11 protein-coding genes and 1 other RNA gene are annotated in these 12,105 nt (G+C 61.0%); 9 read left to right on the top strand and 3 right to left on the bottom strand.

The window, feature by feature from the left end; translation table 11 throughout:
• Positions 1–47 precede the first annotated feature (47 nt).
• Positions 48–1,469, top strand: a complete 1,422-nt coding sequence (locus N2597_RS13490; RefSeq protein WP_096763376.1) for a serine hydrolase domain-containing protein — start codon at positions 48–50, stop codon at positions 1,467–1,469.
• 36 nt (positions 1,470–1,505) lie between these two features.
• On the opposite strand, the gene N2597_RS13485 is transcribed toward N2597_RS13490, so the two are convergent.
• The 3 genes from N2597_RS13485 to N2597_RS13475 all read right to left on the bottom strand — a co-directional run bounded on the left by N2597_RS13485 (position 1,506) and on the right by N2597_RS13475 (position 4,476).
• Positions 1,506–2,456 (bottom strand): transglycosylase SLT domain-containing protein, encoded by a 951-nt coding sequence (locus N2597_RS13485; protein ID WP_183597204.1) that lies wholly within the window; start codon positions 2,454–2,456, stop codon positions 1,506–1,508.
• A 115-nt stretch (positions 2,457–2,571) separates the two neighbouring features.
• A complete protein-coding gene (locus tag N2597_RS13480) occupies positions 2,572–3,207 on the bottom strand; it encodes a LysE family translocator (protein WP_096763378.1) in 636 nt (211 codons plus the stop codon).
• 57 nt (positions 3,208–3,264) lie between these two features.
• Entirely contained in the window at positions 3,265–4,476 is a 1,212-nt protein-coding gene (locus tag N2597_RS13475) for a pyrophosphate--fructose-6-phosphate 1-phosphotransferase (protein ID WP_183597206.1), read from the bottom strand.
• A gap of 472 nt (positions 4,477–4,948) precedes the next feature.
• On the opposite strand from N2597_RS13475, the gene N2597_RS13470 reads away from it, so the two are divergent.
• From N2597_RS13470 to rsmH, 8 genes are all read left to right on the top strand, one after another.
• Complete coding sequence (locus tag N2597_RS13470) at positions 4,949–5,656, top strand: J domain-containing protein (RefSeq protein WP_183597209.1); 708 nt, start codon at positions 4,949–4,951, stop codon at positions 5,654–5,656.
• Complete coding sequence (locus N2597_RS13465) at positions 5,653–6,414, top strand: N-acetylmuramoyl-L-alanine amidase (RefSeq protein WP_096763379.1); 762 nt, start codon at positions 5,653–5,655, stop codon at positions 6,412–6,414. Before N2597_RS13470 ends, N2597_RS13465 begins: the two co-directional genes overlap by 4 nt.
• A gap of 261 nt (positions 6,415–6,675) precedes the next feature.
• On the top strand, positions 6,676–7,296 hold the full coding sequence (locus N2597_RS13460) for a lytic transglycosylase domain-containing protein (RefSeq protein WP_096763380.1): 621 nt from the start codon (positions 6,676–6,678) through the stop codon (positions 7,294–7,296).
• Between the two features lie 81 nt (positions 7,297–7,377).
• Positions 7,378–8,562: an NAD(P)/FAD-dependent oxidoreductase gene (locus N2597_RS13455; protein ID WP_086156303.1), complete on the top strand. Its 1,185-nt coding sequence runs from the start codon at positions 7,378–7,380 to the stop codon at positions 8,560–8,562.
• 11 nt (positions 8,563–8,573) lie between these two features.
• Positions 8,574–9,749 carry an NAD(P)/FAD-dependent oxidoreductase gene (locus N2597_RS13450; protein WP_096763382.1) on the top strand — a complete coding sequence of 392 codons (1,176 nt, stop codon included), beginning with the start codon at positions 8,574–8,576 and terminating at the stop codon, positions 9,747–9,749.
• A 51-nt stretch (positions 9,750–9,800) separates the two neighbouring features.
• Positions 9,801–10,198, top strand: an RNA gene (gene rnpB, locus N2597_RS13445) — RNase P RNA component class A.
• Positions 10,199–10,624: 426 nt separating this feature from the next.
• Positions 10,625–11,062, top strand: a complete 438-nt coding sequence (gene mraZ / locus N2597_RS13440; RefSeq protein ID WP_038690144.1) for a division/cell wall cluster transcriptional repressor MraZ — start codon at positions 10,625–10,627, stop codon at positions 11,060–11,062.
• 17 nt (positions 11,063–11,079) lie between these two features.
• Entirely contained in the window at positions 11,080–12,105 is a 1,026-nt protein-coding gene (gene rsmH, locus N2597_RS13435) for a 16S rRNA (cytosine(1402)-N(4))-methyltransferase RsmH (RefSeq protein ID WP_038690142.1), read from the top strand.

Raw genomic sequence — 12,105 nt, 5'->3', positions numbered from 1 at the left:
CCGCCGCACGCAATTCCTGCTTCTCTCCGCGCATTCGGAGGAATGCCATGCGATTTGTCCTGCGTGCCCTTAAGGCGCTTGCTCTCCTTCTCGTTCTCATCGTCGTTGCCGGCGCCGCCTGGCTCTTTGCTTGGCCGCCGGAGCTTTTGCGCGTCGGCGACGGCTATGCCGCCAAGATCGTCTGCTCCAATGTCTTCATTGCCGGCCGCAACGCCGAAGACGTGCTGGAGGACGACGTGCAGGCGCCGGGAAACCCGCTGCTGCGGCTGGTGCGCGTTAGCGTCGACCGCGACAACGGCCGGGTAACGGCGCGCTTCATGGGGCTCTTTGCATCAAGTTATGCGCTCTATCGCGGCGGGCTCGGCTGCACCAGCGTGCCGGACGGCGATTTCGAGGCGGCGGCGAATGCCGCGCCCTTCGGTCCGCCTGCCAAGATGGAGACGAGCGATGCGTTATGGCCGCAGGGAGAGAGCGTCGGCCATGCGGACGCGAAGATCGCCGCGGTGCTGGCCGATGCCCGACTTGCCGGCCCGGCCATGCGGGCGATCGTGGTGGTGCGCGACGGCCGTATCGTCGCCGAGGCCTATGGTCCCGGATTTTCGTCGAGGGCGCCGCTGATCGGCTGGTCGATGACGAAGACGGTGAACGCGGCCATCCTCGGCCGGCTGATGCTCGACGGCAAGATCTCCTTCGACGACGATCACCTGATGGCGCAGTGGAAGGACGATCAGCGTGCCAGGATCAAGGTTTCCGACCTGCTCGGAATGGAGAGCGGCCTTGCCTTCAATGAGGATTATGGCAGCGTCGCCGATGTGACGCGCATGCTCTATCTCGATCCCGACATGGTATCGCTGCCGGCCAATGCGCCGATGGAGGCGGCACCCGGCCAGCGCTTCCGCTATTCGAGCGGCACGGCTGTGCTCTTGTCACGCATCTGGATGGACAGGGTCGGCAATGCGCAGGCAGCTTTTTCCTATCCGCATGACGCGCTCTTCTCGCCCCTCGGCATGACCAGCGCCGTCTTCGAGCTCGACGCGCGCGGCACCTTTACCGGAAGCTCCTACCTCTATGCGACTGCGCATGACTGGGCGCGTTTCGGACAGTTCCTGCTGCAGGATGGCGTGTGGAACGGCCGGCGGCTGTTGCCGGAGGGGTTCGTTGGCGCCATGCGCACGCCGACGGCAGCGTCGAACGGCCGGTATACGCAGGGCCAGGCGTGGCTCGCCCCCAGTGGCCGCAGCGCTGCATTCGGGCTGCCGGAGGATACGTTCTGGCTGACGGGGCATGATGGGCAGAGCATGGCGATCGTGCCGTCCGCCAATCTCGTCGTCGTCCGGCTCGGCCTGACGCCTAGCTGGCTCGGTTATCAGCCGCAGACGCTTCTCAAGGCAGTCCTGGCGGCGTCGCCGCAATCGGGAGTGCCGCAACAGCAGGCCGGATCAGAGCGGCAGGTCCAGACGCAGCCATAGGCGGTAGCATCGAAGCCGTTTCTGTTGTGGTGGTGGTCAGTAATTGCCTTGGGCGATGTCGTTCATGCCCTTGCGCTTGGCGTCATAATAATAGCCTCGCGCATAGAGGCGGACGGCATCATCTTCCTTGTTGTCGGAGACGAGCCACGCGCCACGCAGATATTTCGCGGCATATTTGATATTGGTCTCGGCATCGAAGAGACCGCCCGGCGCGCCGTCATAGCCCATCGATTTGGCAGTGTTGTATTTGATCTGCATGAGACCGAAATAGCCGCGCTTGTTGTAAGCCTTCGGATTATAGCGGCTCTCGCGATGGACGATGCGGTGGAGCAGCGTCTCGGGAATTTCGTAGACTTTCGAATATTTCTGGATGAGCTTGGTGACGAAGCTCTTTTCGACAGTCGGCGCATCGTCCTTGTCGTCGTCGCTGAACATTGGCGGAGCCGTCGGCGGATCGATCGGCCCGGATTCGTCGAAGCCGTAATCCATGCTGGAACGCGGGGTTGTGTCGACTGCCGCGAGTGCTGCAAGCGCATTGTTCTGCGGCGTCGCGGCAAAGGCAAGCTGCGTCGCCGGCTGTGCCGGGGTCACCGGACGCGGCGTCGGCACGACGGATTGGATCGCCGTCATCTCGGGCGTCAGCGGGATCTGCGCATAGGCTGCCGGCTGTATGCCTGCCTGCATGGTGAGATCAGCGGTCTGAGACGCCGTAACCGTCGGCATCGCCGTTGCGGTCAGCGCGGGGGATGTCTGCGTTTGCGGAAGCATGGCGCCGGCGACCGCCTGGCCAGCTGCGCCCTCGGCCGTCGGGATCGCGGCCAGCGTTGCCTCTTCGCCGGGCTTGGGTGTCGGCACCACTATCTGAGCGGCTGTCAATTCGGCCTGAGAGGTGTATTCGACGCTGGTGCAGCCGGTCATCACGCCGCAGCAGAGCACCGTAGAAACGACAAGACTGCGTTTCAGGCCGGACAATCCGATCGCTACCATTCCGTCACTTTCGTGAAATCGCGCCGCCCCGGCAGCGTTATAAAAGTTACTAAAAAGCTTAAATCCGATGACCCCATTAACCTATTCGTTGCATTCCGGCAACCACGGAATGTTTCTACGCTGCAATACGGCGATAGCCGGCCGTTACGGCGCCTGCAGCGATCAGCAGCGTGCCGCCGGTGCGGTTTACGGCGCGCTGGACGCTCGCCTTGCGAATCAGTCCGCGCGCGCTATGAGCGAGAAATGCGTAGGTGGAAGCGTTGAGAATCGCCAGCACGAGGAAGGTCGCTTCCATGATCGCCATCTGCCCGAAGAAGGGAAGAGCCGGGTTGAGAAACTGCGGCACGAAGGCGACAAAGAAGATGATGCTCTTCGGATTGAGGGCGGTAACGAGGTAGGCGTGGAGGAAAATCCTGAGCGATTTTTCCTCCGGAAGATTGTCGTTGTCGGCAACCGGCTCGCCGATGACGGGAGCCCGCCAGAGCTTGATTCCGAGCCATATCAGGTAGGCGCCGCCGATCCACTTGAGGACGGTGAAAAGACCGGCTGAGGCGGCGAGGACGGCGCCGAGACCGAAGAGTGAAGCCGTCATCGCGGTGAAGTCGCCTAGCGCCACGCCGCTCACCGTCGCAAACGCCGTCCTGCGTCCATGGCCAAGCGCGTATGAGACGACGAGCAGTATCGTCGGTCCCGGTATGGCCAGCATAATGGCGGATGCGGCCGCAAAAGCGAGCCAGGCTTCAAACGACATGGTGTCTCCTCCCATTCCTCAGGAACAAGCAAAGACACCTTATTAACCATCCGTCAATCATGCTTCTTTGTATTTCTGGCCTATATTGTCCATGACTTCCGCAAACCATCCCGTCGAAAGGTCAAAAGCCTTTCCGCCCTTGATGCGCGGGAATTCTATAGTGCGCAATTTACCATTCTGCGCTTCATCGTGGCCGGTGACGCCGGACACTTTATTGAGTGCGCTTTCGACGGCGAGGTCGACCATGCTCTGGATCAGCCTCAGGTCGTCGCCGTTCGCCGGCGCCGAGCGGGCGAAATAGCCCGATTTCTGCACCAGGGAACGCTCGGCGTTCAGGAGGCTGGCGAACTGCTTCTGGAACCATGCACCGACGTTGATCGTGTCGATCTTCACATGGCCGAAGGCATCACGTTTAACGGTCTCGCCGGCGGCTTCGCGCTCGGCGACGATGGCGTCGAGGCAAGCGCCTTCCGACACGAAGACGGTGGCATGGCCGGTGCGATCCATGACTTCCTTCAGCCGGGCGGCCTCGGCATCGAGATCGAACGCCATTTCGGGCAGATAGACGGCGTCGATACCCTTCAGTTGCGCATCCATCATCAGGCCGTCGACATATTGATTGCGGCTGGTGCGCTGGAGATAGGCGCGGGCAGTGGCGGCCGTCAGCCAACCGCAATGGCGTCCCATGACCTCATGGATGACGAGGGTGCGGGGGGCGGCGGTCTGCTCGTTGCCGACATTGTCGAAGAAATGGGCGCCGACTTCGGCGGCCGTCCAGGCGCCCAGCGACTGGCGGATCGGCACGACGTCGTTGTCGACCGTCTTCGGCAAGCCGACGACGGTCAGATCGTAGCCGTTGGCGGCGAGGTAGGCAGCAAGGTCGGCGGCTGTGGTGTTGGTGTCGTCGCCGCCGATCGTGTGGAGAATGGTGATGCCGTCATCCGCAAGGCGTTCGGCGGCGACCCTCAGCGGGTTGTCGCCTTCCTTGACGAGGCCGCGCTTGACGCAGTCGGCGGCGTTGGTGAGCTTGACACGGCTGTTCCCGATCGGCGAGCCGCCATAGCGGTGCAGCAGCGGCGCCTTTTCACGTATCTGACGGGTGATCTCGATGCTGTCGCCGAGCAGTACGCCCTGGTAGCCGGACTTATAGGCGACGATATCGAGCTCAGGCGCAACGTCGCTGTAGCGTTCGATGAGGCCGCCGACGGCGGAGGAAAGACAGGGTGCGAGGCCTCCGGCGGTCAGCATTGCAACTTTCTGCTTGGCCATGATTCCTCCTATGGCGTTTCGATGCGGCGGCGCTGGCTAAGGCGGATCGCATCGACCTTCGTTTATGCGATGCGTTTGCCCATTGATTGTGCATGCCGTGTCCCGGTGCCGCCGTAGAGTTCCGAGCGACATGCATCAGCGCATGGATGCGGCAGGGAAAGGGGCCTGTAAAGTAAAGAATTTACGAAAAACGCCGCCTTTTCACGCTTTGTGGCCGGAAGAGCTGATATAATCGTTTCAACCCGGAGACGCCGACCGACAACTGTTGTGGAAATTGCGGCGTCGAGGGACAGGTGAGGCCGGTATGGCAGGGGCGCGCCATTCCCTCAATCCAAGGGGTGAATCGTTTGCTGCGGTGCGACAATTACCAAATCGTGAAAACTGTGTTCGCCCCTAGGACCAATCGTCGCCTTGCAAAGGCTACGATTCTTTGGTCAAGCTGTTTGAGGTTGACAAGCGCGCGAGATTTTCGATGTCCTTCTGGGAAAAACTGGTGAATGCCATTGGCAATACTGCGGGCAATGCGCTGTCCGCGGTGGTCGAGGCCATCCGCACGGTTTTCGAAGGCGATCCGGAAACACGGCGGAAGGTCGCTTTCTCTGTGGCCATCATCGCGCTTTCGGCGAAGATGGCCAAGGCCGACGGCATCGTCAGCGAGAAGGAGGTCGAGGCTTTCCGCGAAATCTTCGAGTTTCCGCAGGATCAAGCGAAGAACGTCGCCAGACTTTATAATCTCGCGCGTCAGGATGTCGCCGGTTATGAGGCCTATGCCGAGCGGCTCTCGACGCTCTGCATTACCTGTGCGGCCAATTGCACCGTGCTGGAAGATGTGCTCGACGGTCTCTTCCATATCGCCAAGGCCGACGGGCTGATTCATGAGAACGAGTTGAATTTCCTCAGTCACATCGGCGAGATCTTCCAGATGAGCGAGACCCGCTTCGAGCAGATTGCCGCTCGCCATGCCTCGGCCGGCGGCGATCCCTATAAGGTGCTCGGCGTGTCGCCTTCCGACGATTTTCCGACGATCCGCCGCCGTTACCGCGGCCTCGTCAGCGAACATCATCCCGATCGACTGATTTCGCGCGGCGTGCCGAAGGAATTCCACGTGATTGCCAATGAGCGCATGGCCGCGCTCAACGCAGCCTATGCGGCAATCGAGAAGGAACGCCGCGCCGCATGATCTCCTTCGAGGCGGATTACGCGGGAGCTTGTGTCCGGCCCTCGCCCAATCACGGGGAGCGGGCGGACGGGCGTCGCCCGGATATGATCCTGCTGCACTATACCGGCATGCCGACCCCGGATGGCGCGCTCGACTGGCTCTGCAGCGCCGAAAGCCAGGTTTCCAGCCATTATTTCGTGCATGAGAATGGCGAGGTCATCCAACTGGTGCCGGAGGGCAGGCGGGCGTGGCATGCCGGGAAGAGCAGTTGGCATGGCGAGAGCGACATCAATTCGCTGTCGATCGGCATCGAGATCGCTAATGCCGGCCATCCCGGCGGCCTTCCCGACTATCCGAAAGAGCAGATCGCGGCGGTGATCGAATTGTGTCGGGACTGTGTCAAACGTTGGTCGATCGCGCCGGAACGTGTGCTTGGGCATTCAGATGTCGCCCCGATTCGCAAGGTCGATCCGGGTGAAAAGTTCCCCTGGGCGGAGCTCCACCGGGCGGGCATCGGGCACTGGGTCGAGCCGGCAACGATCACCGGCGGACGCTTCTTCCAGCGCGGCGATAGCGGCCAACCCGTCGAAGCACTGCAGTCGATGCTGTCGCTCTATGGTTATGGCACTGAAATCACGGCGCATTTTTCAGAAAAAACGGCAGGCGACGTGGAAGCTTTCCAGCGGCATTTTCGGCCCGAACGGATAGATGGCATCGCCGATTTTTCGACGATCGACACGTTGCACCGGCTCCTGTCGGCTTTGCCGCGTTATTCCTGATTCCTCGACAATTACTGACACGCCGAATTTCGCACTGCAACGCGAAATTCGGCCTGCCACATCATTTCCCTATTATCTCCTCATTGCGATGGTCTAAGAACCTCCGCCAAGCGGTACTCGGGGTTGTTTTCGAGTTAAACCGCGGGCGCTATGTGAAACGATAAGAATTGCCACGAATACAGATCGGTAATTGATCTGGTATTCATTATGACAGCGAGGCGCGCCGTCTGGAATTCTTTGGGTCGGAGTGTTCAAGACTACATGAGAAAACTGATTGTTGTTGCTGCAACATGCGTTGGCATGGTGCTGGCCGGAAATAGCTTTGCCTTTGCAAATGATTGGGGTGTGCGAGCTGATGCGCCGGTGAAGAAAGTCGAGCGTCCTGCGAAGAAGACAGAGCGTCCGTTGAAGAAAGCGGAGCGTGCGGTCAAGCCGGCGAAGCGTCCGCTCAAGACGGCGGAACGCACACTGAAGACGGTCGAGCGCCAGAGCGGTTATCCCGTCGCCAATGTTTCCGACAATTCCTATTCCGCACTGATCAGCAAATATGCGAACCAATATAATGTACCGGTTGCGCTTGCGACCGCTGTCATCCGTATCGAAAGCAATTTCAATCCGAATGCGCGCGGCAGCCACGGTGAAATCGGCCTGATGCAGATAAAGCCTGCAACTGCCCGCATGATGGGCTATTCCGGCAGCGCCAAGGGCCTGTTCGATCCGGAAACCAACATCAAGTACGGCATGAAATATCTGGCTGCCGCCCATGATCTCGGTGGTGGCGAGACCTGCAACACCATCCTCAAATACAATGCCGGTCATGGCGCCACGCGCATGAACCCGGTGTCCAAGTCCTATTGCGGCAAGGTTCTCGCAATGCTCTGAGCCTGAAGCGCTTATCCCTGACAAGAGCTGGATGATTCAAGATGATTGCCATGGTATCGCTGGAATTTAGCGAGGTGGGATATGGCAGTCGATTTCAGGTTCATCATCATCGGACGCGGCATGATGGGTGCCGCGGCCGCCCGGCATCTCTCTGCGATGGCCGACGGCATCGCGCTGATCGGCCCGCGCGAGCCGGCTGAGCGCAAATCGCATGAGGGCGTCTTCGCCAGCCACTACGACGAGGCGCGTATTACACGGACGTTCGATGGCAATCTGGCCTGGGGAACCTTCGCCGCCCGCGCGCTCGACCGCTACCGTGAGATCGAGGCAAGGAGCGGCATTTCCTTCTTCTCGGAAGTCGGCTGCCTCTTTGCAGCGCCTGACAAGAGCGAGCAGGACTATATCGACCGGGCGTTGACCGTCAGCCGGACGCTCGGCAGCGACATCGAGACCATCGCATCGTCGGACCTTTCGCGGCGCTTTCCCTATCTTGCCGTCGATGCCGATTTCAGCGGCTATTTTGAACGCAAACGCGCCGGCTATATCAATCCGCGGGCGCTGGTGCGCGCCCAGGCAAGGCTGGCGGAACAGGGTGGCGTTACGCTGATCGAGGCAACCGCGACATCCGTGCGCGACGCCGGTGCCCATGTCGAGGTGAAGGTCGACGGAAGGCGCTACAGCGCCGAGAGGGTACTGGTGGCGGCTGGCGGCTTCAGCAATTTCCACGCGCTGCTGCCGCGTCCCGTCGACACCAGGGTGATGGCACGCACTGTTGTCTTCTATGAAATCGGTGAGCGCGAGATGGCGGTCTTCGGCGACATGCCGTCGACGATCGTTCTCGGGGACCGGGAAGAGGATCACATTTATATTCTGCCGCCGGTGCGTTATCCCGACGGCAAGATGTATCTTAAACTCGGCGGCGATACCGAGACGCTTTCGATCAATCGGCTGGAGGATGCCGGCGCGTGGTTCCGTTCCGACGGCAGCGCTGCCGAGCGCGACCATCTCTGCCGCATCGCCCTGCAACTGATGCCGGCGCTTGCCGGCTGCCCGGTCACATCAGGGCCGTGCGTGGCGAATTTCACGCCGACCGGTTATCCCTATGCCGGGTTTACGCAGTCGCCGCGCATCGCGGTGCTGACCGGCGGCAATTTCGTCGCCGCCAAATCCTCCGACGAACTTGGGCGGCTGGGCGCCGTACTGCTGATGGAAGGCGTGCTCAGTGAAGCGGATTTCGGCGGCGAGCTGACGCCGGTTTTTGCCTGAAAGGGAGCATCATGGCAGTCGAATTCAAATATATCATCGTCGGCCGCGGATTGATGGGGGCGGCAGCTGCGCGGCATCTGGCCCGGCAGACGGACGGCGTGGCGGTGATCGGGCCGGACGAGCCGGCCGATCGCAAGACGCATCAGGGCGTGTTTGCCAGCCACTATGATGAGGGGCGCATCACCCGCACCATCGATCCCGACCGCAACTGGGCGCTGCTCGCCAATCGCTCGATCGGACGCTACGGCGAGATCGCTCGCGACAGCGGCATCGATTTCTATCGGGAGGTCGGCTGCGTCGTCGTCGCGCCCGATGGAAGCGATTATCTCGGCAGAACCAGGCAGGCCGCCGTTTCGCTGGGTGTCGAAACCAGCCTTCTAGACGAAGGAGGATTGAAAGACGCCTTTCCCTTCTTCGCCTTTGCTGATGGCTGCGCCGGCGTCTTCGAGGCGAAGGGGGCCGGGCATATCAGCCCGCGCAAGCTGGTCAAGGCACAGTCGCTGCTGGCGGAAAAAGCCGGCGCCGCCGTCATCCGCGACAATGTTGTCTCAATCCGCGAGGAGGGTGGTTCGGCGGTCGTCAGGACCGCCGGCGGCTTGGCCTATCGTGCTGAAAAGGTACTGCTGGCTGCTGGAGGATTTTCCATTGCGGAGAATCTGTTGCCGCGTCCGATTGAGATGACGGTTTATGGCCGGACGGTAACGCTTTTCGAAGTGAGCGAAGCCGATGCCATCCACCTCGCCGCCATGCCGTCGCTTATTGTCGATGTGCCCGGCATCCATATTTACCTACTGCCGCCGATCCGTTATCCCGACGGTAAATTCTATCTGAAGATCGGCGGCGACCCCGACGATCTGGCGCTCGGCAACGAGGCGGAGATGCGTGCCTGGTTCAGGACCGAGGGGCGGGAGAGCGTGCGGACGCATCTTCAACGCATCGTCGCCGATCTTGCGCCCGATCTGACGCCGCTTTCGATCTCGACGGCCGCCTGTGTCGTTTCCCAGACGCAAAGCGGCTATCCGATGATCGGCTATACGGCTTCGCCTGCCATCGCAGTGCTGACAGGCTGCGCCGGCACGTCGGCCAAGAGTTCGGACGAAATCGGCAGGCTCGGGGCCGAGCTGCTTTTATCAGGCGGCATCAGTCAACAGGGCTACTCCACGGATTTCACACCGCAATTTCGCTAAGACTATCGTTTTTGGTGGCAATTGTGCGCACTCTCGTTTATGGGAGCCCTGCCAGTTGGCCGGGCAGCCGCGCTTTACCAATGCCGAAAGGCGGTAGAGTGAGGAAAGTCCGGGCTCCACGGAGACACGGTGCCGGATAACGTCCGGCGAGGGCGACCTCAGGGAAAGTGCCACAGAAAGCAAACCGCCTGTCATGACAGGTAAGGGTGAAAGGGTGGGGTAAGAGCCCACCGCATTTCCGGCAACGGATATGGCACGGTAAACCCCACCGGGAGCAAGACCGAATAGGGATGACGCGGCGGGCCGAAGGGCCTTCCGGCCGGTTTCCAGGCCAGTCATCCGGGTGGGTTGCGCGAGGCAGCGTGCGAACGCTGTCCCAGAGGAATGGCTGCCACGTTCCGGTTCACGCCGGAGCCATACAGAACCCGGCTTACAGGCCAACTGGCGATTAACTTTCGTGGCGCGAAAATCTCCGATTCGACGAATCACCTCCGTGTAAGCCGCTGAAATCGACAGTTTTCAAGCGGATGCTCATACAATCCGCTGCGCGAAAATCGTTTTTGCGAAAGCATCGTCGCGCGTCCCTTCCGGGAGGGTGATCCTAACCCTTTGTTAAACTTAACGGCTTATAAATTTTTGATCATGCGTCTGTTGCAAAGCAGGCGCATCCCATTGACGCCCATATGGTCCCATGCTATCCCAAACTCGCACTGCACCAGGGCAATCACCTGCCCATTCATCGCAAAGCAAAGGCGTCTTCCTCTCTGGGAGCGTCGGAGGGGTTTTCGCTCATCCGGCTTGCGAAGCTGTGCCTGATATCGGGAGTTTCGGGCGTCTTTTGGTCCGGATCCCTGCGGGAACGGATGTTTCGAGTGATGAGCCGCTTCCTTTCGAATGCGACCAACAGGATCGACGCCAAGGGCAGGGTTTCCGTGCCGTCGGCGTTCCGTTCCGTGCTGGCGCAGCGCAATGTCCAGGAGCTCTATTGCTTCCAGGACTTTGTGTTTCCGGCGGTCAGCGTCGGCGGTCCGGATCTTCTCGAAAGATTCGAACGGCAGATTGCTGCGGAGGATCCGTTTTCGCCGGATGCGAACGAGATGTCGCTTCTCATTCATGGAGGCGGGGTTTTCATGAAGCTCGACGCCGAGGGGCGGCTGATGGTCACGGATTTCATCCGCGGCTTTACCGGTATCTCGGACGAAGTGACCTTCGTCGGTCGGGCGGATCATTTTCAGCTCTGGCAGCCGCAGGAATTTCTGGCGGCGCAGGCGCAGGCACGTGGGGAGCGCAAGCTGGCGGGCAAGCGTTCCTGAAAGGACGAGGGAACGGAATGGTGGCGAATCCTGGCGGAGGTTCAACTGATGCCGGTGGCGGACCGGTTCGTCACATTCCTGTTCTTCTCGAAGAGGTCCTCGCGGCGCTGGCGCCCGCGCCCGGCAAACTCATCCTCGACGGTACTTTCGGTGCAGGTGGCTACACCTCGGCCATTCTTGCCGCCGGCGCCGAGGTGATCGCGCTCGATCGCGATCCGACGGCAATAGCGGCGGGGCAGGCGATGGTCGCCGCCCATGGCGGCCGTCTCAGGCTCGTTCATTCGCAATTCTCGCATCTGGCCGATCATGCGCCGCAGGGCGGGCTCGATGGCGTCGTTCTCGACATCGGCGTTTCCTCCATGCAGCTCGATGAGGCCGAGCGTGGCTTCTCCTTCCAGAAGAACGGGCCGCTCGACATGCGCATGTCGGCCGAAGGCGTTTCGGCAGCCGACGTCGTCAACCGCGCCAAGGTCGCCGATCTCATTCGCATCTTTCATTTTCTCGGCGAGGAAAGCCAAGCGCCGCGTATCGCGCATGCGATCGAGAAGCACCGTGCCGAAAAACCATTCGAGACAACGCGCGATCTTGCCGGCCTCATCGAGCTGGTCACTCCACGCAAGATGAAGGACAAGATCCATCCGGCGACGCGCGTCTTCCAGGCGCTGCGCATCTTCGTCAATGATGAACTCGGCGAACTGGCGCAGGCGTTGTTTGCGGCGGAAACGGTGCTGAAGCCCGGCGGGCGGCTCGTCGTCGTCACCTTTCATTCGCTCGAAGACCGCATCGTCAAGAAATTCTTCTCCGACCGCGCCGGCAAGGCGACGGGATCGCGACACCTGCCGGCAGCGCAGGAGCGGGCAGCGACTTTCACGGCGATCGGCAAGCCGATGGTTTCAGCGAGCGAGGCGGAGGCCGAGGCCAATCCGCGCGCCCGCTCTGCCAAGCTGCGCGCCGGCCTCCGGACAGATGCCGCCGCGGAGCCAGCGGATATGTCGCTTTTCGGGTTTCCCAATCTTGCCACTCTTGGAAAGCTTGGAGGTTGA

It is taken from the genome of Rhizobium sophoriradicis, assembly GCF_025200795.1.
Taxonomy (GTDB): Bacteria; Pseudomonadota; Alphaproteobacteria; order Rhizobiales; family Rhizobiaceae; genus Rhizobium; species Rhizobium sophoriradicis.
The sequence above is the reverse complement of the archived record's forward strand: the minus strand, read 5'-3'. Positions and strand labels throughout refer to the sequence as shown.